Genomic DNA, 20,251 nt, shown 5'->3' on the forward strand with positions numbered 1-20,251 from the left:
CCGACAGCGGCTCAGCTCGATTCGCTCATCTCGCCGCCCTGCGACGACTCCGCTGCACGGCGTCGCAGGCGCTCCCGATAGCCGTACGTCGCCCGGAGCACGTCGTCGTGGCTGTCGGCGCTGGACCCCAGCGCACCGGCGAAGATCCCCATCGAGGTCGCCAGCCAGGCCAGTTTGAGGTAATTGTGCAAACCCGCTTCGAATCCGAGCTGCGAGGACAGGAATGTCTCGTCGATGACGGTCATCGCGGCGACGAGGACAGCGAGGAACAAACCTACGTAGAGGACCACCGCGCTGAAGACGACGGTGCAGGCCGTGGCCATGTTGTAGAGGCGGGCGCGGGGCCGGTAGGTGTCGGTGGTCCGTTCCCAGAGTCGGTTGTTGACGATCAGCCAGAGTGCAGCCAGGACCATCGACAGTATCGAGATGGCGGCCAGACGCCATGGGCTGAGCGCGTTGGCCATCGACCAGATGGTGGAGAAGAAGACACCGAACGACGCCGCCGCAGCAGCTGCCGCCGTCATGCCCGTGAGTGTCGGGATCAAACGCCACGGCCGATTGCCGCGAACCATCCCCGCGGTCAGCAACACACGCGGGTAAACACCTTCGCTTACCACGTATTCCGTTTCGCCGTCCCGTTCGACGCGCAGACCGCGAGACAGTTCGAACGGCTCGGTCGAGGAATCCTCGAGTGAGGACACCACCGTCTCGATCAGCTTGCCCAGACGTCGGCGGGGCGACGGGCCGAGGGCGGGCAGGGAGATCACCGCGGCACCACGTTCCCGGTCGAGCTCCGCCAGCACGACGCTGTCCCGGGAACGTCCTGGACCGCCGCGCCCACTGAACAGACGGGGCATCTCCGTCACGAACACCACGACCTCGTCCGGGATGCGGTCGGATCCCCAGACGGTCTCCAGATCACCGCGCGGGGTCATCTGCAGTGTCGTGTCATGAGTGACGGTGACTCCGCGGTAGTCCATACCGAACCGCTCGGCGATGCCGCGAATTCGCTCTTCCCCGTTGGTGATCAGGGTTTCGGGCAATCCGTGTTCGGCCACCATGCGCAGACTCGGGATACTCCTGCCCTCCTGGCGCTCGACGGTTGTGGGATCCAACGACGACCTCCTCGGCGACGTCAGTCCGGCGGCTCGGGGTCTCCGGCGGCCGGCGACTCGAGGTCGTCCTCGTCGTCGGATGCTGAGCTCGGTTCGGCCGACGCCCCCTTCTCGTCGGGTTCATCGACGTGTTCCGCCTCGAGTTCGTCGACCTTGCGGCGCGCGTCGTCGGGGGTCTGGTCCGGTGTGCCGGTCTCAGCCGGCTCCATCGGTAGCTCTTCGGACATGTAGGGCGTTCACCACCAATCCGTTTCGGGTATCCGTCAGATGTCCGGTTTCCCGGTGGGGATGGCTTCCAAACGCCGCACGACAGACCTGCGATTGCGGCCGAGGTGTGGGCCGGCGGTGACCCGGGTATGCGACCGTCATGTCAGATGAACCACGCGGGTCCATGGACCCGGCACCGGAAGAGACACCCGACCTCGAGGCCGGTGGCGGCGTCGCCCCCGGCGACACACCTCCCGACACCCCTCAGACGTCAGGCCTTTCGCATGAACAACCCGATCGGACCAAACGCTTCCCGGCCGGCGGGGTCGGCGCATTTCTGGGGTGTCGGGCTGTTGGTGATCGCGATGGTGGTGATCATCATCGGACTCATCGCCATGGTGTTCTGAGATTCGATCTGCTCCTCGACGATTCGGAAGGATCGTCGAGGGCCTGGAGTGCTGGATTACGTTGCGCCAGGGCGCCATCAGCTCCGTGGTGGCCCCCTCGTGCGTGCTGGGGAGCTGGACGTGTCGCGGCGCATCGGTACGTTGCTCGACCGGCGCGAGTTCCGTTGACGTCATGCGCGGCCGCCTCCTCGAGGTTGGTGCGGGAAGTTTCCCCGATCGGATTCCCCGCCACGAGTACATCAAACATCCGGCCCGGCCGCAGGATGAGCGGGCCGGGCCGAGACGCGTCGTCGGACAGAGTGTGATCAGAGTGTGGCGGTGTCGATCACGAAGCGGTAGCGCACGTCCGAGGCGACCACGCGGTCGTAGGCGTCGTTGATCTGGTCCGCGGAGATCACCTCGATCTCGGCACCGATACCGTGTTCGGCGCAGAACTCGAGCATCTCCTGGGTCTGCGCGATCCCGCCGATCATGGAACCGGAGAAGTTGCGGCGCTTGCCGATCAGGGCTCCGGCCGGGACCTCGATCGGATGTTCGGGCAGACCGAGTTCGACGAGCGTGCCGTCGAGCGCGAGCATGCCGAGGTACTTCCCCATGTCGAGGTTGGCCGAAACGGTGTTGAGGATGAGGTCGAACCGCCCCCGCAGCTCACGGAAGGTCTGCGGATCGCTCGTCGCGTAATAGTGGTCGGCGCCCAGACGCAGGCCGTCCTCCATCTTCTTCAGCGACTGCGACAGCACCGTCACCTCCGCGCCGAGTGCGTGCGCGATCTTGACGCCGACGTGCCCCAGGCCGCCGAGCCCGACGATGGCCACCTTCTTACCGGGGCCCGCCTCCCAGTGCCGCAGAGGCGAATACAGGGTGATCCCTGCGCAGAGCAGCGGAGCCGCCACATCGAGCGCGATGCCCTCCGGGATGCGGCAGACATAGTTCTCGTCGACGACGATGGACGTGCTGTATCCACCATGGGTGCGCTGCCCGTCGCGGCCGACCGCGTTGTAGGTTCCGGTGTTACCCCGCTCGCAGTACTGCTCCTCGCCGAGGCGGCACGGCTCGCATTCGCGGCAGGAGTCGACGAAGCAGCCGACGCCCACGCGGTCGCCGACGGCGTAGCGGGTGACGCTGTCACCGACCGCCGAGACCGTGCCGGCGATCTCGTGCCCCGGCACCACCGGGAACGTGGTGCCGTTCCACTCGTTTCGCGCGGTGTGGATGTCGGAGTGGCAGATGCCGGCGTAGGCGATGGCGATCGCGACATCGTTCGGGCCGAGGTCGCGCCGCTCGATCGTGGCCGGTTCGAGCGGGCGATCTGCTGCCGTGGCCATGTACGCGTTGACCGTCGTGGGCATACGGGAATCTCCTAGGTGTGGGTGTTCGGGGTGTCGACAACGTTCGCGGTCGAAGGACCGATGCACGAAAGCGCATGGGTCGGCACCGCACAAGTCTGCCGTCGTCTGCGCATCTCCGCCACAAGCGCACGCCGGGAGGTCGACTCAGCCCGTCGAGACACTGGATCGGACATCGATGATCGTTACAATGGCCGACGGTGACCATCAACAGCTCGGTCGACGACGGTCGGCGCACGCAGTTGCATCCGGTGTCGCCCATCGCCGAGGTCACGCGATTCGGGACGACCACCGCGCACGCGGCTGCGGGCCTCGGACGGTTCGTCCTCCACACGGCAGGCGACGCTCTTCGCGGTCGCGCACCCAGTGCTGCGCGCGCCGCGCACGAACTGCGCTCCACCTTCGAACATCTCGGCCCGACCTACGTGAAGCTCGGGCAGCTCATCGCATCCAGCCCCGGTGTCTTCTCCGACGCTCTCTCCTCGGAGTTCGAGACGCTGCTCGACCGCGTGAAGCCGGCCGATCCCGACGCCATGCGCGCACAGTTCGTCGCCGAACTCGGACGCCCACCCGAAGAGGTGTTCGCCCGGTTCGATCCGGTGCCGATCGCCTCGGCGTCGATCGCGCAGGTCCACACCGCAACCCTGCACAGCGGCGAAGAGGTGGTCGTCAAGATCCAGCGGCCCGGGATCGCCGACCGCCTCGCACCCGACGTCGCGATCCTCGAGCGGATCGCCGGACTCGTCGAGATCTCCGAGTACGGCCGAATGCTCAGTGCGCGGCACGTCGTCGAAGACTTCGCGGCCGGTCTGGACGCCGAACTCGATTTCCGGATCGAGGCCGACACCATGCGCGAGTGGTTCGAGTGCCTGCAACCGGGCCCCTTCGGCGACCGCGTCCGCGTCCCGCGGGTCTACGACGAGTTCACGACGCCACGCGTGCTCACGATGGAGCGCATCCACGCAGTCCGGATCGACGACGCCGCGGCGGTGCGGGCGGCCGGGCACGACGGCGTCGCGCTGTGCCGCAACTTGCTGCTCTCACTGCTCGACTCGGCATTCCACGGCGGCCTCTTCCACGGCGACCTGCACGCCGGGAACGTCCTCGTCGACGATGCCGGGAAGATTGTGCTGCTCGACTTCGGCATCGTCGGGCGGTTCACCCCCCGCACCCGTCGCATACTTCGTCAGCTCGTCGTCGACCTGGTGGTTCGGGCGGACTACGAATCCGCAGGTCGCGCCATCTTCCTGCTCGGCGCAGTGCACAAACCCGGATCGACGGCCAAGGGCGCCGAGGACATCAAGAAGGTGACGACCCCGCTGTCGACGACCGACCTGGGCTCGATGTCCTACACCGACCTGGGCCGACAGCTCGCCGCAGTGGCCAAGGCCCACGATGCCCGCCTCCCCCGCGAGCTGGTCCTCGTCGGTAAGCAGTTGCTGTATGTCGAGAAGTACATGAAGCTCCTCGCCCCGCGGTGGAAAGCCATGTCGGACAAAGAGATCTACGGGTACATGGCCGGCATCCTGAAGGAGGCCGAACGCGATCGGCGCGCCGATCGGACCCGCACGAACTGATGCATGATCGCAAATCCCGGCATGTCGGGCCTACTGACGCGTACGGAACGCGAGACGCCCGCTAGGGTGATACCGATTACGCTGCTGATTCACAGGAGTCACACATGAGACGTTTCGTGCCGGCACTGCTGGCCTTCTTTGGTGCCGCGTTCCTCGCGGTCGCCATTGCCATCCCGCTGTACCTGGTGCCGACGCTCAAGGTGGTGCCGCTCGACCTCGACATCACCTCGGATGCGACGACCGTCGCCGCCGACGGGTCCACCGGTGACCGGTTCCCGGCGGTGATCTTCGATCGTTGCTCGGTGTCGGAGGATCGTGCCCGCACCTTCGAGGCACATCTGACGCAGCAGCGCCGATCGGTGATCATCGAACCGTCGGACAGCCGCCAGGCGACTGTGCAGTCCGCGCAGACCGTCCTGATCGACCGCATCCGCGACGCCGACGGTCAGGAGACCGAACCGACCGTCGCCGCGGCAGGCGAGGCCCGTACCTGCAAGGACGGCCTGCTCACCGCGACCATCGACCGCGTGTCGGTGAACCGTAAGACGTCGGTACCCAACGGTGCCGTGAGCTCGCTGCAGCTCGAGGCCGTGCCGCCGGGCGGCAACGTGAACGACGTCTCGGTCGCCCTCGACAACCGCAAGGGCTTCCAGTACAAGTTCGGCTTCGACGTCCAGCAGCGCGACTACCTGTATTACGACCTCAACACCCGCCAGGACTGCGACGCGAAGTTCCAGGATGAGGTGGAGATCAAGGGCGTCAAGACCCTTCACTTCGCCTGCGACGTCCCGGAGAAGGACCTCTCGAGCCTGCCGAACGCACAGGGCGAAGCCGCCCTCGGCACCATGCTGACGATGCCGGCCAAGTGGTGGGGCATCAGCGGTCCGGGCGTCCGCCCGAACGATCCGATCACGATGCACCGTCACGCGTCGGCCGTGCGCCACGTCTACGTCGAGCCGATCACCGGCACCATCGTCGACGGCCGCGAGGATCAGCACCAGTACTTCAAGTCGCCCGACCAGAGCGAGTCCAACCCCGAGGTCGTGCGCAACTTCCGCATGGACGCGCTCAAGGGCACGTTCAAGTGGAGTGATGGGATCGTCACCAAGCAGACCGACATCGCCAGCGGTTACGTGACGCAGCTGAACCTCCTGGGCTTCTGGCTGCCGATCGTGCTCGGTGTGCTCGGTGTGATCATGCTGGCACTGGCGGTCTTCATGTTCCTCCGCGGACGCCGCGACGACGACGCCGCCGTGGCCACCGCAGGCCCGGCTGCCACCGCGCCCGCCGCAGATGAGCGTCGAACCTCCGTGATCAAGCGGGACGCACCGGCAGCCGGTACCGCCTCGTCGGCCGGCAACCCGTGGGAGCGTCCGACCGAGCAGATCCCGAAGGTCGACGGCGGCGAACCGCCGGCCGACGGCTCGTCGACCCGCTCCTTCCGCAAGCAGCCGCCGCCCGAGTAGGCCCGACTGCTGACAACGACCACCGCGGGCGCATCCGGATTCACCGGATGCGCCCGCGGTGTTTTCGTCTGGGTCTCAGATGCCGCGGAAGGTGTCGGGTGGGCGACACGATCCGCTACAGCTGTCCCGGGACACCCGACGGCCGGGGGACGACCCACCCTGCAGGCGCCCCTGACGGGCGGCACGCGCGCCACCCGACGGGGCGCCGCCCCCTCGCGCGGCATGAGTGCCACCCACCTCCTGCGGCGCACGGAGCCCCCCGGGCCACACACAACAAGGGCCGGTGACCCGAAGGTCACCGGCCCTTGCCGTTGTCTCTATGGAGTTGCGAGACCGTCTGCTCGGCTCAGAAGAACGCCGGGCGGAAGGTCTTGACCCACGACTCCTTGAAGGTGCTCTGCCAGTAGTCCCACCAGTGCGCACCGTCCGGGGTGATCCGGGTGGTGAGCTTGACGCCCGGGACGAGCGCGACACGGCCGACGTACAGCTGGCTGCTGGTCGAGGCGGCGACCTCGAGCGGGATCATCTGCGCGAACTTGACCGGGTCGAAGTTGGCGCTGGTCGGGTTGACCGACGAGTCGTACTTGCTGCCGACGCCGCTACCGGACGAGACGTAGACGTATTTGCCGGCCAGGTTGCCCGCGCTCAGGAACGGATCGTTCTGGAACCAGCTGCCGGCCGGGTAGAAGCCCCACATGTTGCTGGGGTTGCCGCCCATCTCGATGACCGAGGCCTGGATGCCCTGGGTGAAGCCCGGCAGGGTCACCGTCGGGTACCCGCTGTAGGACGCGACTGCCTTGTAGAAGTTCGGGTGGCGCGACGCGAGGTTGAGCGCCGAGGTGCCCGACATCGACAGGCCGGCGATGCCGTTGCGACGGTTGTCGCTGCCATGGCGGGCGGCCATGTACCCCGGCAGCTCGCGGGTCAGGAAGGTCTCCCACTTGTTGTTGCCGAGCTTGGGGTCGTAGGACTGCCAGTCGGTGTAGAAGCTGCCGCCGCCGCCGAACGGGATGGCGACGTTCGTGCCCTTGCCGGCCATGTAGCGGGCGACATCGGTGTTGATCAGCCAACCGCTGTTGTTGTTGGGGGCACGCAGGCCGTCGAGAAGGTACAGCGTCGGCTTCGGTCCGCCGCCGCCGGCCGAGACGATGCACACGGGCACGGTCCGGTTCATGGCGTTCGAGCGGACGTATTCGACGTTGCAACCATTGGCTGCGGACGCCGGCGGAGCTGCGACCAGCGTGGCACCTGACACGGCCACGAGAGCCACGAGTCCGGCGACGAGGCGCTTACGGGCGCGAGTCAGCATTCGTCAGTTTTCCTTTGGATCTCGGCCGGAGTCGGCCGCTTCTGGGTCTTCCCTACCGGGTACTGCGGAAGTCGTACGTAGGGGGATTCTATTGATCCCCGTCGGGAGCGGTACCCGTCGTCGAGAAGTGTAACGGCACGATAACGTCGCGGCAAAGGCTGGACTGACCTTCGTGACGCATACGGGTAGTGGTGCGTGTCACATTTGCCCCGTTGTGAACAGCCCATATGGGCCATGCGCGGCACAACTGTCCGATTCTGCCCTCCGAACGGACGAAATTGCCGCGACCGCACCGTTATTCGTTTGGGGTGGTTAACGGTGATGTGGGAATCGGTTCGATCTCCGAGGCGGTCGTATCGGCCAACCAGGCCGCACCCCGACCCCGTACTCACTAGGGTCGGGGCCGTGGACATGGGTGAATACCTCGGCGCCGACGCGACCGCCCTCGCCGGACTCGTCGCATCGGGTGAGGTCACGGCTGCCGAACTCCTCGACCTGGCCCGGGCCCGTGCCGCCGCGGTGAACCCGGACCTGAACGCCATCGTCATCCCGATCGAGGCCGAGGCCGACCACCGGGCCCGCACGGAGTTGACCGGGCCGTTCGCCGGCGTCCCCTTCCTGATCAAGGACCTCGCCCAGGACTACCGCGGCTATCCGACGACGCGTGGCTCTCGATCGTTGGCGCGGCACGTCGCCACCGAGCACGCGACGGTCGTCCGGCGATTCCTCGATGCGGGTCTGGTCGTCTTCGGGAAGACCAACACCCCGGAGTTCGGTTCGAAGGCGATCACCGAATCCGTCCTGTGGGGTCCGGCGCGCAACCCCTGGAACCTCGACGTGACCCCCGGCGGCTCGTCCGGGGGCAGCGCCGCGGCCGTGGCCGCGGGCGTCGTGCCCGCGGCCGGCGCGAACGACGGCGGCGGCTCGATCCGCATCCCGGCGGCATGTACCGGGCTCGTCGGACTGAAGGCGTCACGCGGCCTGATGCCGTTCGGGCCCGCCACCGGCGAGCCGCTCTTCGGGATGGGCGTCGAGGGTGTCGTGACCCGCACGGTGCGCGATGCGGCCGCCCTCTACGACGCGATCATCGGCCCCACCGCGTCGTCGACCTATCCCGCCCCCCTCCACACCGAGTCGTTCACGACGCGGATCGCCTCTCCACCGCGGCTGCTGCGGATCGGTTACACCACACGTTCGGCCATCAACCCAGCACCGCACCCCGAAGCGGTGGCGGCCGTCGAACACGCCGCGAAACTGCTCACCGAACTCGGCCACCAGGTCGACGAGGTGGACCCGCCGCACGACGATGCGGAGCTTGCCCGCGACTTCCTCGAGATCTGGTTCGCCAAGGCGGCCGCCCAGGTCGACGAGGCGCGGCGCCTGTCCGGTGCCGGCGACGCCGACTTCGAGGCGGACACTCTCGCCCTCGCCGAGATCGGCCGGGCGGCCGGGGTGGTGCCGCTCTTCCGCGCGCTCGACCACGTCAACCACCACGTTCGTGCTCTGGAACGCTTCCACGAGACCCACGACCTGCTCCTGACCCCGACCCTCGCCGTCCCGCCGCCGGCCGTCGGGTCGATGACGACCCCGCCGCTCCTCCAGCAGGCGGCGCGGCTCGCGGCCCGCGCCCGCATCGGCAAGGTGATGTCGCGGGTGGGGATCGTCGACCAGCTCGTCGAGGAGAATCTCGGCTGGGTGCCCTACACCCAGCTGGCGAACATGACCGGACGTCCGGCGATCAGCGTGCCCCTGCACTGGACCGGGACCGGGCTCCCGCTCGGCGTCCAGTTCGTCGGCCGTCTGGGCGCCGACGGTGACCTCCTGGCTCTCGCCGCATCCCTCGAGGACGCCGCGCCGTGGTTCCACCGGTACGCCGACATCTCGATGTGACGCGGCGCTAATGTTCTCTCGGGATCGCATGTCCGGGTGGGGGCACGCGGCAGATCGACGGTGAGGAGTTGTCGTGACGAAGCAGGTGGCCGACGCGGTGGTCGTCGGTGCGGGTCTGGCGGGTCTGGTCGCGACATACGAGCTCACCAAGGCGGGCCGACGCGTGGTGGTGGTCGATCAGGAGAACCGCAGAAATCTTGGCGGACAGGCCTTCTGGTCGCTGGGCGGACTGTTCATGGTGGACACCCCCGAACAGCGCAGGCTCGGCATCACCGACTCCGCCGACCTCGCTCTGCAGGACTGGATGGGGTCGGCGGGCTTCGACCGCGACGACGAGGACTACTGGCCGCGTCAGTGGGCCCGGGCCTACGTCGACTTCGCCGCCACCGAGAAGCGGCAGTATCTGCACGATCTCGGGCTGCGCATCACCCCGATCGTCGGCTGGGCCGAACGCGGCGGCGGCTTCGCCGACGGACACGGCAACTCCGTGCCGCGCTTCCACCTCACCTGGGGCACCGGACCCGAAGTGGTCCGGATCTTCGCCGAACCGGTCCTCGAGGCCGAAAAACGTGGGCTGGTCGAGTTCCGGTTCCGGCATCGGGTCGACGAACTGGTCGTCGAAGACGGTGCCGCCGTGGGCGTGCGGGGAGCCACCCTCGCGCCGACCGACCTCGATCGCGGCAAGGCGTCGAACCGCGATGTGGTGGGCGACTTCGAGATTCGTGCCGGAGCGGTGATCGTGACGTCCGGCGGCATCGGCCACAACCACGACCTCATCCGCAAGAACTGGCCGGTCGACCGTCTCGGTCCTGCACCGAAGACGATGATCTCTGGCGTCCCGGCGCATGTCGACGGCCGCATGCTGGAGATCAGCGAGGATGCCGGCGCAAACATCGTCAACCGCGACCGCATGTGGCACTACACCGAGGGCATCCACAACTGGGACCCGATCTGGCCCGACCACGCCATCCGGATCATCCCGGGACCGTCGTCGCTGTGGCTCGACGCGAACGGCAACCGCCTCGCACCGCCGAACTTCCCCGGCTTCGACACGAACTCGACGATGAAGGCGATCCTCGCCGCCGGCCACGACTACTCGTGGTTCATCCTCACCCAGTCCATCGTCGAGAAGGAGTTCATGCTGTCGGGTTCCGAACAGAACCCCGACATCACCTCCAAGGATCTGAAGCTCGCCGCGAAGAGCCGACTCGCCAAGGGGGCCCCCGGACCGGTGGATGCCTTCGTGCGCAACGGCATCGACTTCGTGGTCGCCGACAACCTGCCCGAACTGGTCAGCGGGATGAACGCGATCGCACGCGGCCCTGAACTGGACCTCGCGCTCATCGAACGCGTCATCTCGGCCCGCGACGCCGAGGTGGAGAACAAGTTCTCCAAGGACGCCCAGCTGATGGCGATCAACAACGCGCGACAGTTCATCGGCGACAGGATCGTTCGAGTGGCCAAGCCCCACCGCATCCTCGACCCCGCGCACGGTCCGCTGATCGCGGTGCGGCTCAACATCCTCACCCGCAAGACCCTCGGCGGCCTCGAGACCAACCTCGACTCACAGGTGCTCCGCCCCGATGGCAGCGCCTTCGACGGCCTGTTCGCGGCCGGCGAGGTCGCGGGTTTCGGTGGCGGCGGTGTGCACGGTTACAACGCCCTCGAGGGCACCTTCCTGGGCGGGTGCATCTTCTCCGGGCGTGCAGCCGGACGGGCCGTCGCGCGCAGCTGATCTCGGCGTCCGGACACGCCCTTCGAGACGGTCCGAAAAGGGTTGCCTGCCCTACTTTTTCACGGCACGGTCCGCGATCCCATTTCGGACATGCGTCGGCTAGGGTATTGGGCGTGCCCGTGCCGCAGACGATCCTGACGCGTAAGACCAAGTCGGCGATCTTTCTCGTCCTCACCATCGACGACGGTGGCGAGGACACGGTTCGTGATGTGCTCGAGGAGATCCCGGGCCTGAACAATGCGGTGTCCTCGCGCGCCCCGGAGGCCGCGCTGGCCGGCATCGTCTCGATCGGTTCCGACGCCTGGGACCGGTTGTTCGACGGCCCCCGCCCGCGTTCGCTGCGGCCGTTCGTCCCCTACGAGGGCGCGGTCCACACCGCGCCGGCGACCCCCGCGGATCTGCTGGTCCACATCAAGTCCGACCAGATGGACCTGTGCTTCGAGCTCGGCCGCCTCATCACCGACGCCCTCGGCGACGCGGTGACCGTCGTCGACGAGGTGCACGGCTTCCGCTACTTCGACCTGCGTGATCTCATCGGCTTCGTCGACGGCACCGAGAACCCCGTCGGACAGGCCGCGATCGACGCCATCACCGTCGGTGACGAGGACCCCGACTTCGCCGGCGGCAGCTACGTCGCCATCCAGCGCTACGTCCACGACCTGTCGTCGTGGAACGACCTGAGCACGAGCGAGCAGGAAGCCGCGATCGGACGCACCAAGCTCGACAACGTCGAGATGTCCGACGACGTGAAACCGCCCAACTCCCACATCGCCCTCAACAAGGTCGAAGACGAGAACGGCGAGGAGATCGACGTCGTCCGCGACAACATGCCCTACGGCGATGTCTCCGGGAACGGCGAGAACGGCACCTTCTACATCGCCTACTCCGCCGGCCCCGACGTCACCGAGGAGATGCTGCGCAAGATGTTCATCGGCGACCCCCCGGGAACCTACGACCGCCTCCTCGACTTCACCACCGCCGTCACCGGGTCGCAGTTCTTCACCCCGACCCTCGACTTCCTCGAGGACCTGCCGCCCGCACCCGGCGCCGCCGAACCCGCCGCCCAGACCCCGGTCCGCCGCGCCGACGGATCCCTGGGGATCGGTTCCCTGCACTAGCCCGCCACAGACCGACCACCGCCCGACACCACCGCACCAGGAGGCCCCCATGAACAACCTGCACCGCGAGCTCGCCCCCATCTCCGAGGCCGCCTGGGCAGAGATCGAGGAGGAGGCCACCCGGTCGTTCAAGCGGAACATCGCCGGTCGCCGACTCGTCGACGTGAAGGGACCGATGGGTCAGGACACCGCAGCCGTCACCCTGGGCCACCGCAGCAAGATCGACTCCCCGGCCGACGGCATCCAGGCCTTCATCCGCCGAACCCAGTCGCTGGTCGAGCTGAAGGTACCGTTCACCGTCTCCCGTGAGGCCATCGACGACGTCGACCGCGGCGCTCAGGACTCCGACTGGGATCCGGTCGTCGAAGCCGCGCGCCAACTCGCGCTCGCCGAGGACCGAGCGATCTTCGAGGGTTACGCCGCCGCATCGATCAGCGGTATCCGCGCCGAGGCCACGGCGACCCCGATCCAGCTGCCCGAGGACGTCCGCGACTACCCCGAAGCCGTCAGCCAGGCACTCACCACTCTGCGGCTCGCCTCCGTCGACGGGCCGTACTCCGTCGCCATGTCGGCGGAGGTGTACACACAGGTGAACGAGACGTCGAACCACGGCTACCCCATCCGCCAGCACATCCAGCGGCTCCTCGACGGGGACATCGTCTGGGCGCCGGCCATCCGCGGCGCATTCGTCATGAGCACCCGCGGCGGCGACTTCGAGCTGACCATCGGCCAGGACGTGTCGATCGGCTACGACTCCCACGACGCCGACGTGGTGAATCTGTACTTCCAGGAATCGTTCACCTACCTCACCCACACCGGGGAGGCAGCCGTCGCCCTCTTCGGCGGCTGATCGACGGGAGACCGACGTACGCCTTTTAGCCGAGGCAACTAGTCTGGCGCAGGTGATCGTGCCATGCTGACCCGCCTCATCAGTACGTACCTGCAGCGGTACCGCATCAACATCGTCCTGGTGGTGACGCTGCAGTTCGTCGCCACCGCGGCGATGCTGTACCTGCCGAGCCTGAACGCCGACATCATCGACAACGGGGTGGCGACCGGCGACACCGGTTACATCATGCGCATCGGCGGCTGGATGCTGCTGGTGAGCATCGTGCAGATCGTGGCGACGATCATCGCCCAGTTCTTCGGGTCTCGGGCCGCGCTCGGGGTGGGCCGCGACATCCGCAGCGACCTGCTGCACCGGGTCAACTCGTTCTCCGCCCGCGAGGTCGGCACGTTCGGCGCCCCGTCGTTGATCACGCGCACCACCAACGACGTCCAGCAGGTGCAGATGCTGATCGTCATGTGCAGCGCGATCCTCGTGATGGCGCCCATCATGTGCATCGGCGGGATCGTGATGGGCATCCGGGAGGCCCCCGCGTTGTCGTGGGTCATCGCGATCGCGGTACCGATCCTCGGCTTGGCGATGGGCCTCGTCATCGCACGCATGATCCCCGGTTTCCGGGCCATGCAGGAACGCATCGACTCGGTGAATCGTGTTCTACGCGAGCAGATCACGGGAATCCGCGTGGTGCGCGCCTTTGTGCGGGAGGAGCACGAGCGCAAGCGTTTCGCCGTCGCCAACGACCACCTCGCCGACGCCACGCTGCGGGTGGGCAAGCTGATGGCGCTGATGTTCCCGCTCGTCATGGTGATCACCAACGTCACGATCGTCGCGGTCATCTGGTTCGGCGGTCACGCCGTCTCCGACGGCACGGTCGAGATCGGCGCTCTCACTGCGCTGATGAGCTACGTCATGCAGATCCTCATGTCGGTGATGATGGCGTCGTTCCTGGCCATGATGGCGCCGCGCGCCGCGGTCTGTGCCGAGCGCATCACCGAGGTCCTCGACACCGAGACCTCGGTGCATCCCCCCGTCGACCCGATCGGCTTCGCCGGCCATCCCGGCACCGTGAAGTTCGACGCAGCCGAGTTCCGCTATCCCGGCGCCGACGACCCGGTGCTGAGTGGCATCAGCTTCGAGGTCACACCGGGGACCACGACGGCCATCGTCGGATCGACCGGGTCCGGCAAGACGACACTCCTCGGACTCGTACCCCGGCTCATCGACGCCACCGAGGGCAAGGTCAGCGTCGGCGGCACCGACGTGAAGCGACTCGACCCCGACGAACTGCGCTCGGTGGTCGGCCTCGTCCCGCAGCGCCCCTACCTCTTCTCCGGCACCATCCGGTCGAACATCCTGCACGGCAAGTCCGACGCCACCGACGACGAGATCTGGGAGGCGCTGCGCATCGCCCAGGCCGACGAGTTCGTATCGGCCATGCCCGACGGCCTCGACACCCACGTCGCCCAGGGCGGCACCACCGTCTCCGGGGGACAGCGACAGCGCCTCGCGATCGCCCGTGCACTCGTCCGGCGCCCCGCCGTCTACCTGTTCGACGACTCGTTCTCGGCGCTCGACCTCACCACCGACGCCAAGCTCCGGGCGGCGCTGCGACCGGCCACCCGCGACGCGTCGGTGATCGTGGTCGCGCAACGCATCTCGACCATCGTCGACGCCGAGCAGATCGTCGTCCTCGACCGCGGCCGAATCGTCGGCATCGGCACACACGACGACCTGCTGGCCTCGTGTCCCACCTACGCTGAGATCGCCGAATCCCAGCTGGCCATGGAGGAGCGCGCATGACCCGCCCGGGTGGACCGATGGCCGCCGGCGGTCCCGAGTCCAAGCCGCGCTCGTTCTGGCCGTCGATCAAACGGGTTGTCGCCCAACTCGGTTCATACCGCGGCTTGATGACCGTGACGCTGGGTTCGATCGTCGGATCGGTCATCCTGCTGGCCGTCGCACCGCGCGTCCTCGGTCACGCCACCGACCTCGTCTTCAACGGCGTCATCGGCCGGATGCTGCCCGCCGGGCAGTCGAAGGACCAGGCGGTGGCCGGCCTGCGCGACCGCGGCGACGACACCTTCGCCGACATGGTCTCGTCGATGGACGTGACGCCCGGTGTCGGGGTCGATTTCGGCGACGTCGGCCGCGTCCTGCTTCTGACCCTGGTGATGTACGTCGTGGCGTCGGGACTGGCCTGGCTGGCCGCTTACCTGCTGAACATCATTGTCGTGGAGACGATCCGAGACCTACGCGCGAAGGTCGAAGAGAAGGTCCACCGCCTGCCGCTGCGGTACTACGACACGATGCCGCGCGGTGAGCTGCTCAGTCGGGTCACCAACGACCTCGACAACCTGTCACAGAGCATGCAGCAGACCATCGCCCAGTTCGTGAACTCGGTGCTGACGGTCGTCGCGCTGCTGGTGATGATGATCTGGATCTCGCCGCTCCTCGCGCTGATCGCGGTGGCGACCGTGCCGCTGGCGATCATCGCGACCGCCGTCATCGCGAAGCGTTCCAAGCCCCACTTCTCCGCACAGTGGGCGTCGACCGGTGCCCTCAACGCCCAGGTCGAGGAAGCCTTCACCGGACACGAACTGGTGACCGCCTTCGGTCGTCAGCGGGAGATCGAGGCGACCTTCGACGAGCGCAACGAGAAGCTGTACCAGTCGAGTTGGCGGGCGCAGTTCATCTCCGGCGTCATCATGCCGACCATCATGTTCCTCGGGAACCTCAACTACGTGGCCGTCGCCGTGGTCGGTGGCCTGCGGGTGGCGTCGGGTTCGCTGAGCCTCGGTGAGGTGCAGGCGTTCATCCAGTACTCCCGCCAGTTCACGCAGCCGCTCACCCAGATCGGGTCGATGATCAACCTGATGCAGAGCGGCGTCGCGTCCGCCGAGCGCATCTTCGACATCCTCGACGCCGAGGAGCAGACCCCGGACGCGGCGAACCCGAAGACGCCGCCGGTCGACAACGGGCTCATCGAGTTCGACGACGTCTCGTTCCGCTACGTCGAGGACAAGCCGTTGATCGAGAACCTCACCCTGACAGCGCGTCCCGGACACATGGTCGCGATCGTCGGACCGACCGGCGCCGGCAAGACCACCCTGGTCAACCTGATCATGCGGTTCTACGACGTCGATTCCGGAACCATCCGTGTCGACGGCGTGGACTCGGCCGAGATGACCCGCGACGATCTCCGTGAGCGCACCGGCATGGTGCTGCAGGACTCGTGGCTGTTCGGCGGGACGATCTACGACAACATCGCCTACGGTGACCCCTCCGCCACCCGCGAAGAGGTCCTCGAGGCCGCCCGGATGAGTCACGTCGACCACTTCGTCCGCACTCTCCCCAACGGTTACGACACGGTCCTCGACGACGAGGGCGGCGGCGTCAGTGCCGGTGAGCGGCAGCTCATCACGATCGCCCGGGCGTTCCTCGCCCGGCCCACGATCCTCATCCTCGACGAGGCGACCAGTTCCGTCGACACCCGCACCGAGCTGCTCATCCAGAAGGCGATGGCCAACCTGCGCACCGATCGCACGAGTTTCGTGATCGCACACCGTCTCTCGACGGTCCGCGACGCCGACGTGATCGTGGTGATGGAAGACGGCCACATCGTCGAACAGGGCAACCACGACGAACTCCTCGCCGCGCGCGGCGCGTACTGCCGGCTGTACCAGAGCCAGTTCACCGCGGCGATCGAGGCGGGCTGAGCCCCACGCTGCGATGCGCTGGCGCCGACTCCCTCGCTTCTTGGGGTGCGAGGAGCGACAGCCCCCCTGCTCCCTGAGGTGCGAGGAGCGCTAGCGACGAGCCTCGAAGGGCTGGCGAGTTACCCTGCTACGCAACCACAGTCGGAATGAAGTCGCGTGCGACATCAACCCGTCGGCACGACCTCGATCGAGCTCGTACATCCTAAGCGATGTCGCATGCGACTTCACTTCGGCGGACCGTCGATGATCGCCGTCCCCGTGAGTGTCGCTCGAGGGCATATATTGCCCTCGAAGACTGCTGACGGGGATGGATCTCCGGCTGAGGTGCGAGGAGCTCAGTCCCCGCGACCCCGTTCGAGCGCACCGGCGATCTGGCGTTCGAGGCGTTCGGCGGCAAGGGGCGGGACGTCGAGGAGGCCGTCGAGTTCGGACCGCGCCTTCTTGTAGGCGGCCTGGCGTTCCGCTGCGGTGGCACCGGAGTCGGAGGCGATGTTGATGAGTTTGCGGGCGCGGTCGAGCGCTTCGCGTTCGATCGGGGAGAACCCGGCCTGCTTGCGGCGTCGTGCCTCGCGTTCGGCCGCGTCGAAGGCCGCGGCATAGTCACCGACCGCCTCGCGGTAGTCGGCGAAGTCGACCGGGGCGAGAGTCGTCTCGGTATCGCCTGCACGCGGGGGTTCCGGGCGCAGGTCGTCGGCGTGGACCCGCGCGCGATGGAAGGCGAGAGTGAGTGGCTCTCGCATGTCGGTCATGAGGGGGTACTCGATGAGCGTGGCCAGGTCGAGCTCGTAGGCGAACCACTTCTCGTTGAGTGCATCGTGCTGTTTGAGTGTCTTGCGGAGTTGCTCGACGGACGTCGTGGTCAGTTTCAGCTGTTCGGTCTGGGCGGCGGCCTTGATCCGGGCCAGTTCGATCTTGTCCTTGCGCCGCTTCTCGTTGTACTTCGCGACCGACCCGGCCCAGCCGCCGACGACGCCACCGATGGGGAAGATCAACCACCAGTTGTTGCTCGCGAACTCGAGGATGCCCGTCACAGGTCAACTGTACCGAGACCGACCGCCCGCGATCAGGGTGAACGCACGGCCGATCCGGGCGCGCATCAGCTCGTCGCCGAGACCCTCGACGAGCGGCGAGAGTGGTTGCGCGACAAGAAACCCCTACAGATCCGGGATCGGCAGCTCCAGGTTCGGTGCGATGATCCCGCCGTCGACCTCGAGGATCTTGCCGGTGACGTAGGCACCCGCCGGTGAGGCCAGGTACAGGGCCGCGGCAGCGATGTCCTCGGGGTCGCCGAGCCGGTGCATCGGGGTGGCGTTCTCGAGTGCGGTCCGCATCTCGTCGTTGCCGGCCACGATCTCGAGTGACGATGTGAGGATCGCCCCGGGCGCGATCCCGTTGACCCGGATCTTCGGGTTCAGGTCCATCGCGGCGATCCGGGTGTAGTGCGCCAGAGCGGCTTTCGCGGTTCCATAGGCGGCATACGCGCGACCCGGCACCCGGCCGACGGCCGAGGTGATGTTGATGATCGAACCGTGACCGGTCGTCGCGAGCATCTGCTTGGCGCCGGCTACGACGAGCGCATGCGCGTTGGCGACGTTGAAGTCGAAGGCATCGACGAGGTGTTGGGGGGTGGTGTCGAGGAGCGGGCGCGGCATCGCGCCGCCCACGTTGTTGACGATCGTGTCCAGCCGTCCGAACTCCTCGACCGCGGTCTGGGCGAGCGCGGCCGTGGCGTCGGCGTTGCTGAGATCGACCGGGACGACGCGGGCGCGACGCCCGGCGTCGGCGATCTGTCCGGCTACCTGGTCGAGGTCGAATTCGCTGCGCGCCGCGATCACCACGTCGGCACCCGCCTGGGCGAAGGCCACGGCGATGGCCGCACCCAGGCCGCGACCGGCACCGGTGACGACGGCGACATGGTCATCGATACGGAATCTGTCGAGAATCACTCCCCGACTCTGCCACGAACGGCCGCAAAACGAGAACGTGTTCTAGAAAATGGTCCCGGTCAGTAGTCTCGGCCGGGCGTGACCACCGAGATCAGTTCCTCGCCGGCCGCGAAGCGACGCACGTTCTCGGCCAGCCACGGCGCCATCTCGCGTGTCAGGCCCGAGGCGGGATTGGCGACGTGCGGGGTGATGATGACGTTCGGCAACGACCACAGCGGGTGATCCTCGGCCGGCGGTTCGGGATCGGTCACGTCGAGCGCCGCACCGGCGATCTCGCCGCCGACCAGCGCCCGGTACAAGGCCTCCTCGTCGACCAGCGGGCCGCGCGCGACGTTGACGATCCATGCGTGATCCGGCAGCGCGGCAAGGCTTTCGGCATTGATCATGTGCCGCGTCTCCGGCGTCGACGGAGCGGCGAGCACCACGTGATCGACCGAGGACCACACCGAGTCCAGTTCGGCGGAGCGCCGAACCTCGTCGGCACCGGGCACCTCGCGGCCCGACCGGTTCACCGCGACGACGCGGGCACCGCAGGCCTTCAGCCGCGGGCCCAGCGACGCGCCGATGCCGCCCGCACCCACGATGGCGACCGTGGAGCCGTGCAGCGACCGCACGGAGGTGTCGATCCGTTCCTTGTCCCAATGTCGCGTGACGGCGGTGTTGATCTGCCGGAGTCCGGCGAGAAGCAGCGCGAGCGCGTGCTCGGCCACGTTCTCGGCGTAGAAGCCGGAGGCGTTGGTCCAGACCCGGCGGTCGTCGAGCAGCCCGGCATTCAGGAAGTCCTCGATACCCGCCGTCTTGAGGGCGACCCACTCGACGGCATCCGGTAGTTCGGGGAACTCGGCGGGCGGGCCGATCCAGACCAGGACCCGCGCGTCGTCGAGCCCCACGATCTTCCCGCCGGCGCCCTCGACCGCGGCGACGAGATGCTCGTCGTGGGTGGGCTCGACGGCGACGTGAACAGCGGTCATCGGGAGACCGCCCGGGCCGCGGTGGTGGCGAGTTCGTCGGCGATCTCGTTGAAGTGGTCACCGGCGTGGCCCTTGACCCAGCGCCATTCGACCTCGTGACGCTTCTCCTCCTCGATGAGGCGGCGCCACAGGTCGGCGTTCTTCACCGGCTTCTTGTCCTTGGTCTTCCAGCCGTTCGCCTGCCAGCCGGCGACCCACTTCATGATGCCGTTCCGCACATAGGTGGAGTCGGTGTAGATGATCACCTTCGACGGCCTGGTCAGCGCGGCGAGCCCTTCGATGGCCGCCGTGAGCTCCATCTTGTTGTTCGTGGTGTCGGGGTCCGACCCGGAGATCCGCTTCTCGTTGCCCTTGTACCGGAGCACCGCACCCCACCCGCCGGGGCCGGGGTTGCCGAGGCAGGCGCCGTCGGTGGAGATCTCCACGACCGCGTCGTCGGGGCCGGTCGGGTTCTCGGGAGCGGGGTTCACGGGATCTGTCACGCACGGAAGCCTACGTCAGCACCGTGACCACCCCATCAGAGGCGATCGCGTCACGAAACCACGCTGCGTCGATCTCGACTCTCCGTGACACCACCACCGCCGGCCCCTACTGTGGACGC

The 20,251-nt window shown here is 67.5% G+C and carries 16 protein-coding genes and 1 pseudogene; 9 read left to right on the top strand and 8 right to left on the bottom strand.

The window, feature by feature from the left end:
• Positions 1–11: 11 nt before the first annotated feature.
• Together RVF83_RS04740 and RVF83_RS04745 are read right to left on the bottom strand one after the other, a co-directional pair.
• The gene (locus tag RVF83_RS04740) at positions 12–1,061 is read right to left on the bottom strand and encodes a hypothetical protein (protein WP_039880184.1); all 1,050 of its coding nucleotides are present in this window, start codon (positions 1,059–1,061) and stop codon (positions 12–14) included.
• A gap of 74 nt (positions 1,062–1,135) precedes the next feature.
• A complete protein-coding gene (locus tag RVF83_RS04745; RefSeq protein ID WP_005196661.1) occupies positions 1,136–1,342 on the bottom strand; it encodes a hypothetical protein in 207 nt (68 codons plus the stop codon).
• A 164-nt stretch (positions 1,343–1,506) separates the two neighbouring features.
• Here RVF83_RS04745 and RVF83_RS04750 point away from each other — a divergent pair.
• A pseudogene (locus RVF83_RS04750) lies at positions 1,507–1,729 on the top strand (DUF6480 family protein).
• 305 nt (positions 1,730–2,034) lie between these two features.
• Here RVF83_RS04750 and RVF83_RS04755 read toward each other — a convergent pair.
• Complete coding sequence (locus RVF83_RS04755) at positions 2,035–3,078, bottom strand: NAD(P)-dependent alcohol dehydrogenase (RefSeq protein ID WP_168432664.1); 1,044 nt, start codon at positions 3,076–3,078, stop codon at positions 2,035–2,037.
• 197 nt (positions 3,079–3,275) lie between these two features.
• On the opposite strand from RVF83_RS04755, the gene RVF83_RS04760 reads away from it, so the two are divergent.
• Together RVF83_RS04760 and RVF83_RS04765 are read left to right on the top strand one after the other, a co-directional pair.
• Positions 3,276–4,652, top strand: a complete 1,377-nt coding sequence (locus tag RVF83_RS04760) for an ABC1 kinase family protein (RefSeq protein ID WP_005194839.1) — start codon at positions 3,276–3,278, stop codon at positions 4,650–4,652.
• A 104-nt stretch (positions 4,653–4,756) separates the two neighbouring features.
• Positions 4,757–6,118 (top strand): DUF3068 domain-containing protein, encoded by a 1,362-nt coding sequence (locus RVF83_RS04765; protein WP_005194841.1) that lies wholly within the window; start codon positions 4,757–4,759, stop codon positions 6,116–6,118.
• A gap of 346 nt (positions 6,119–6,464) precedes the next feature.
• Here RVF83_RS04765 and RVF83_RS04770 read toward each other — a convergent pair whose 3' ends face one another.
• Positions 6,465–7,427: an alpha/beta hydrolase gene (locus RVF83_RS04770; protein ID WP_005194843.1), complete on the bottom strand. Its 963-nt coding sequence runs from the start codon at positions 7,425–7,427 to the stop codon at positions 6,465–6,467.
• A gap of 411 nt (positions 7,428–7,838) precedes the next feature.
• Here RVF83_RS04770 and RVF83_RS04775 point away from each other — a divergent pair, with 411 nt between their 5' ends.
• The 6 genes from RVF83_RS04775 to RVF83_RS04800 all read left to right on the top strand — a co-directional run bounded on the left by RVF83_RS04775 (position 7,839) and on the right by RVF83_RS04800 (position 16,733).
• Positions 7,839–9,317 (top strand): amidase, encoded by a 1,479-nt coding sequence (locus RVF83_RS04775; RefSeq protein ID WP_039879906.1) that lies wholly within the window; start codon positions 7,839–7,841, stop codon positions 9,315–9,317.
• Between the two features lie 73 nt (positions 9,318–9,390).
• Positions 9,391–11,052, top strand: coding sequence for an FAD-binding dehydrogenase (locus RVF83_RS04780; protein WP_168432665.1), 1,662 nt, complete (start codon positions 9,391–9,393; stop codon positions 11,050–11,052).
• Between the two features lie 113 nt (positions 11,053–11,165).
• A complete protein-coding gene (locus RVF83_RS04785) occupies positions 11,166–12,170 on the top strand; it encodes a Dyp-type peroxidase (RefSeq protein WP_005201577.1) in 1,005 nt (334 codons plus the stop codon).
• 49 nt (positions 12,171–12,219) lie between these two features.
• Positions 12,220–13,020, top strand: a complete 801-nt coding sequence (locus RVF83_RS04790; protein ID WP_005201578.1) for a family 1 encapsulin nanocompartment shell protein — start codon at positions 12,220–12,222, stop codon at positions 13,018–13,020.
• A gap of 63 nt (positions 13,021–13,083) precedes the next feature.
• Positions 13,084–14,817 carry an ABC transporter ATP-binding protein gene (locus RVF83_RS04795; RefSeq protein WP_005201579.1) on the top strand — a complete coding sequence of 578 codons (1,734 nt, stop codon included), beginning with the start codon at positions 13,084–13,086 and terminating at the stop codon, positions 14,815–14,817.
• On the top strand, positions 14,814–16,733 hold the full coding sequence (locus tag RVF83_RS04800; protein ID WP_005201580.1) for an ABC transporter ATP-binding protein: 1,920 nt from the start codon (positions 14,814–14,816) through the stop codon (positions 16,731–16,733). The genes RVF83_RS04795 and RVF83_RS04800 overlap by 4 nt, the downstream gene beginning before the upstream one ends.
• Before the next feature lie 335 nt (positions 16,734–17,068).
• On the opposite strand, the gene RVF83_RS04805 is transcribed toward RVF83_RS04800, so the two are convergent.
• From RVF83_RS04805 to rnhA, 4 genes are all read right to left on the bottom strand, one after another.
• Positions 17,069–17,764, bottom strand: a complete 696-nt coding sequence (locus tag RVF83_RS04805; protein ID WP_005201581.1) for a hypothetical protein — start codon at positions 17,762–17,764, stop codon at positions 17,069–17,071.
• 123 nt (positions 17,765–17,887) lie between these two features.
• Entirely contained in the window at positions 17,888–18,679 is a 792-nt protein-coding gene (locus RVF83_RS04810; RefSeq protein WP_005201582.1) for an SDR family oxidoreductase, read from the bottom strand.
• Between the two features lie 59 nt (positions 18,680–18,738).
• On the bottom strand, positions 18,739–19,650 hold the full coding sequence (locus tag RVF83_RS04815; protein WP_005201584.1) for a D-isomer specific 2-hydroxyacid dehydrogenase family protein: 912 nt from the start codon (positions 19,648–19,650) through the stop codon (positions 18,739–18,741).
• Entirely contained in the window at positions 19,647–20,132 is a 486-nt protein-coding gene (rnhA, locus tag RVF83_RS04820; RefSeq protein ID WP_039881300.1) for a ribonuclease HI, read from the bottom strand. Before rnhA ends, RVF83_RS04815 begins: the two co-directional genes overlap by 4 nt.
• Between the last annotated feature and the right edge of the window lie 119 nt (positions 20,133–20,251).

It is taken from the genome of Gordonia rubripertincta, assembly GCF_038024875.1.
In the GTDB taxonomy this organism is placed as follows: domain Bacteria; phylum Actinomycetota; class Actinomycetes; order Mycobacteriales; family Mycobacteriaceae; genus Gordonia; species Gordonia rubripertincta.

Bases quoted from the DNA above. Each gene is read 5' to 3' on its own strand.
- RVF83_RS04800 (WP_005201580.1), top strand. From the start codon at position 14,814: ATGACCCGCCCGGGTGGACCGATGGCCGCCGGCGGTCCCGAGTCCAAG.
- RVF83_RS04740 (WP_039880184.1), bottom strand. From the start codon at position 1,061: ATGGTGGCCGAACACGGATTGCCCGAAACCCTGATCACCAACGGGGAA.
- RVF83_RS04770 (WP_005194843.1), bottom strand. From the start codon at position 7,427: ATGCTGACTCGCGCCCGTAAGCGCCTCGTCGCCGGACTCGTGGCTCTC.
- RVF83_RS04755 (WP_168432664.1), bottom strand. From the start codon at position 3,078: ATGCCCACGACGGTCAACGCGTACATGGCCACGGCAGCAGATCGCCCG.
- RVF83_RS04815 (WP_005201584.1), bottom strand. From the start codon at position 19,650: ATGACCGCTGTTCACGTCGCCGTCGAGCCCACCCACGACGAGCATCTC.
- RVF83_RS04745 (WP_005196661.1), bottom strand. From the start codon at position 1,342: ATGTCCGAAGAGCTACCGATGGAGCCGGCTGAGACCGGCACACCGGAC.
- RVF83_RS04790 (WP_005201578.1), top strand. From the start codon at position 12,220: ATGAACAACCTGCACCGCGAGCTCGCCCCCATCTCCGAGGCCGCCTGG.
- RVF83_RS04775 (WP_039879906.1), top strand. From the start codon at position 7,839: ATGGGTGAATACCTCGGCGCCGACGCGACCGCCCTCGCCGGACTCGTC.
- RVF83_RS04795 (WP_005201579.1), top strand. From the start codon at position 13,084: ATGCTGACCCGCCTCATCAGTACGTACCTGCAGCGGTACCGCATCAAC.
- RVF83_RS04765 (WP_005194841.1), top strand. From the start codon at position 4,757: ATGAGACGTTTCGTGCCGGCACTGCTGGCCTTCTTTGGTGCCGCGTTC.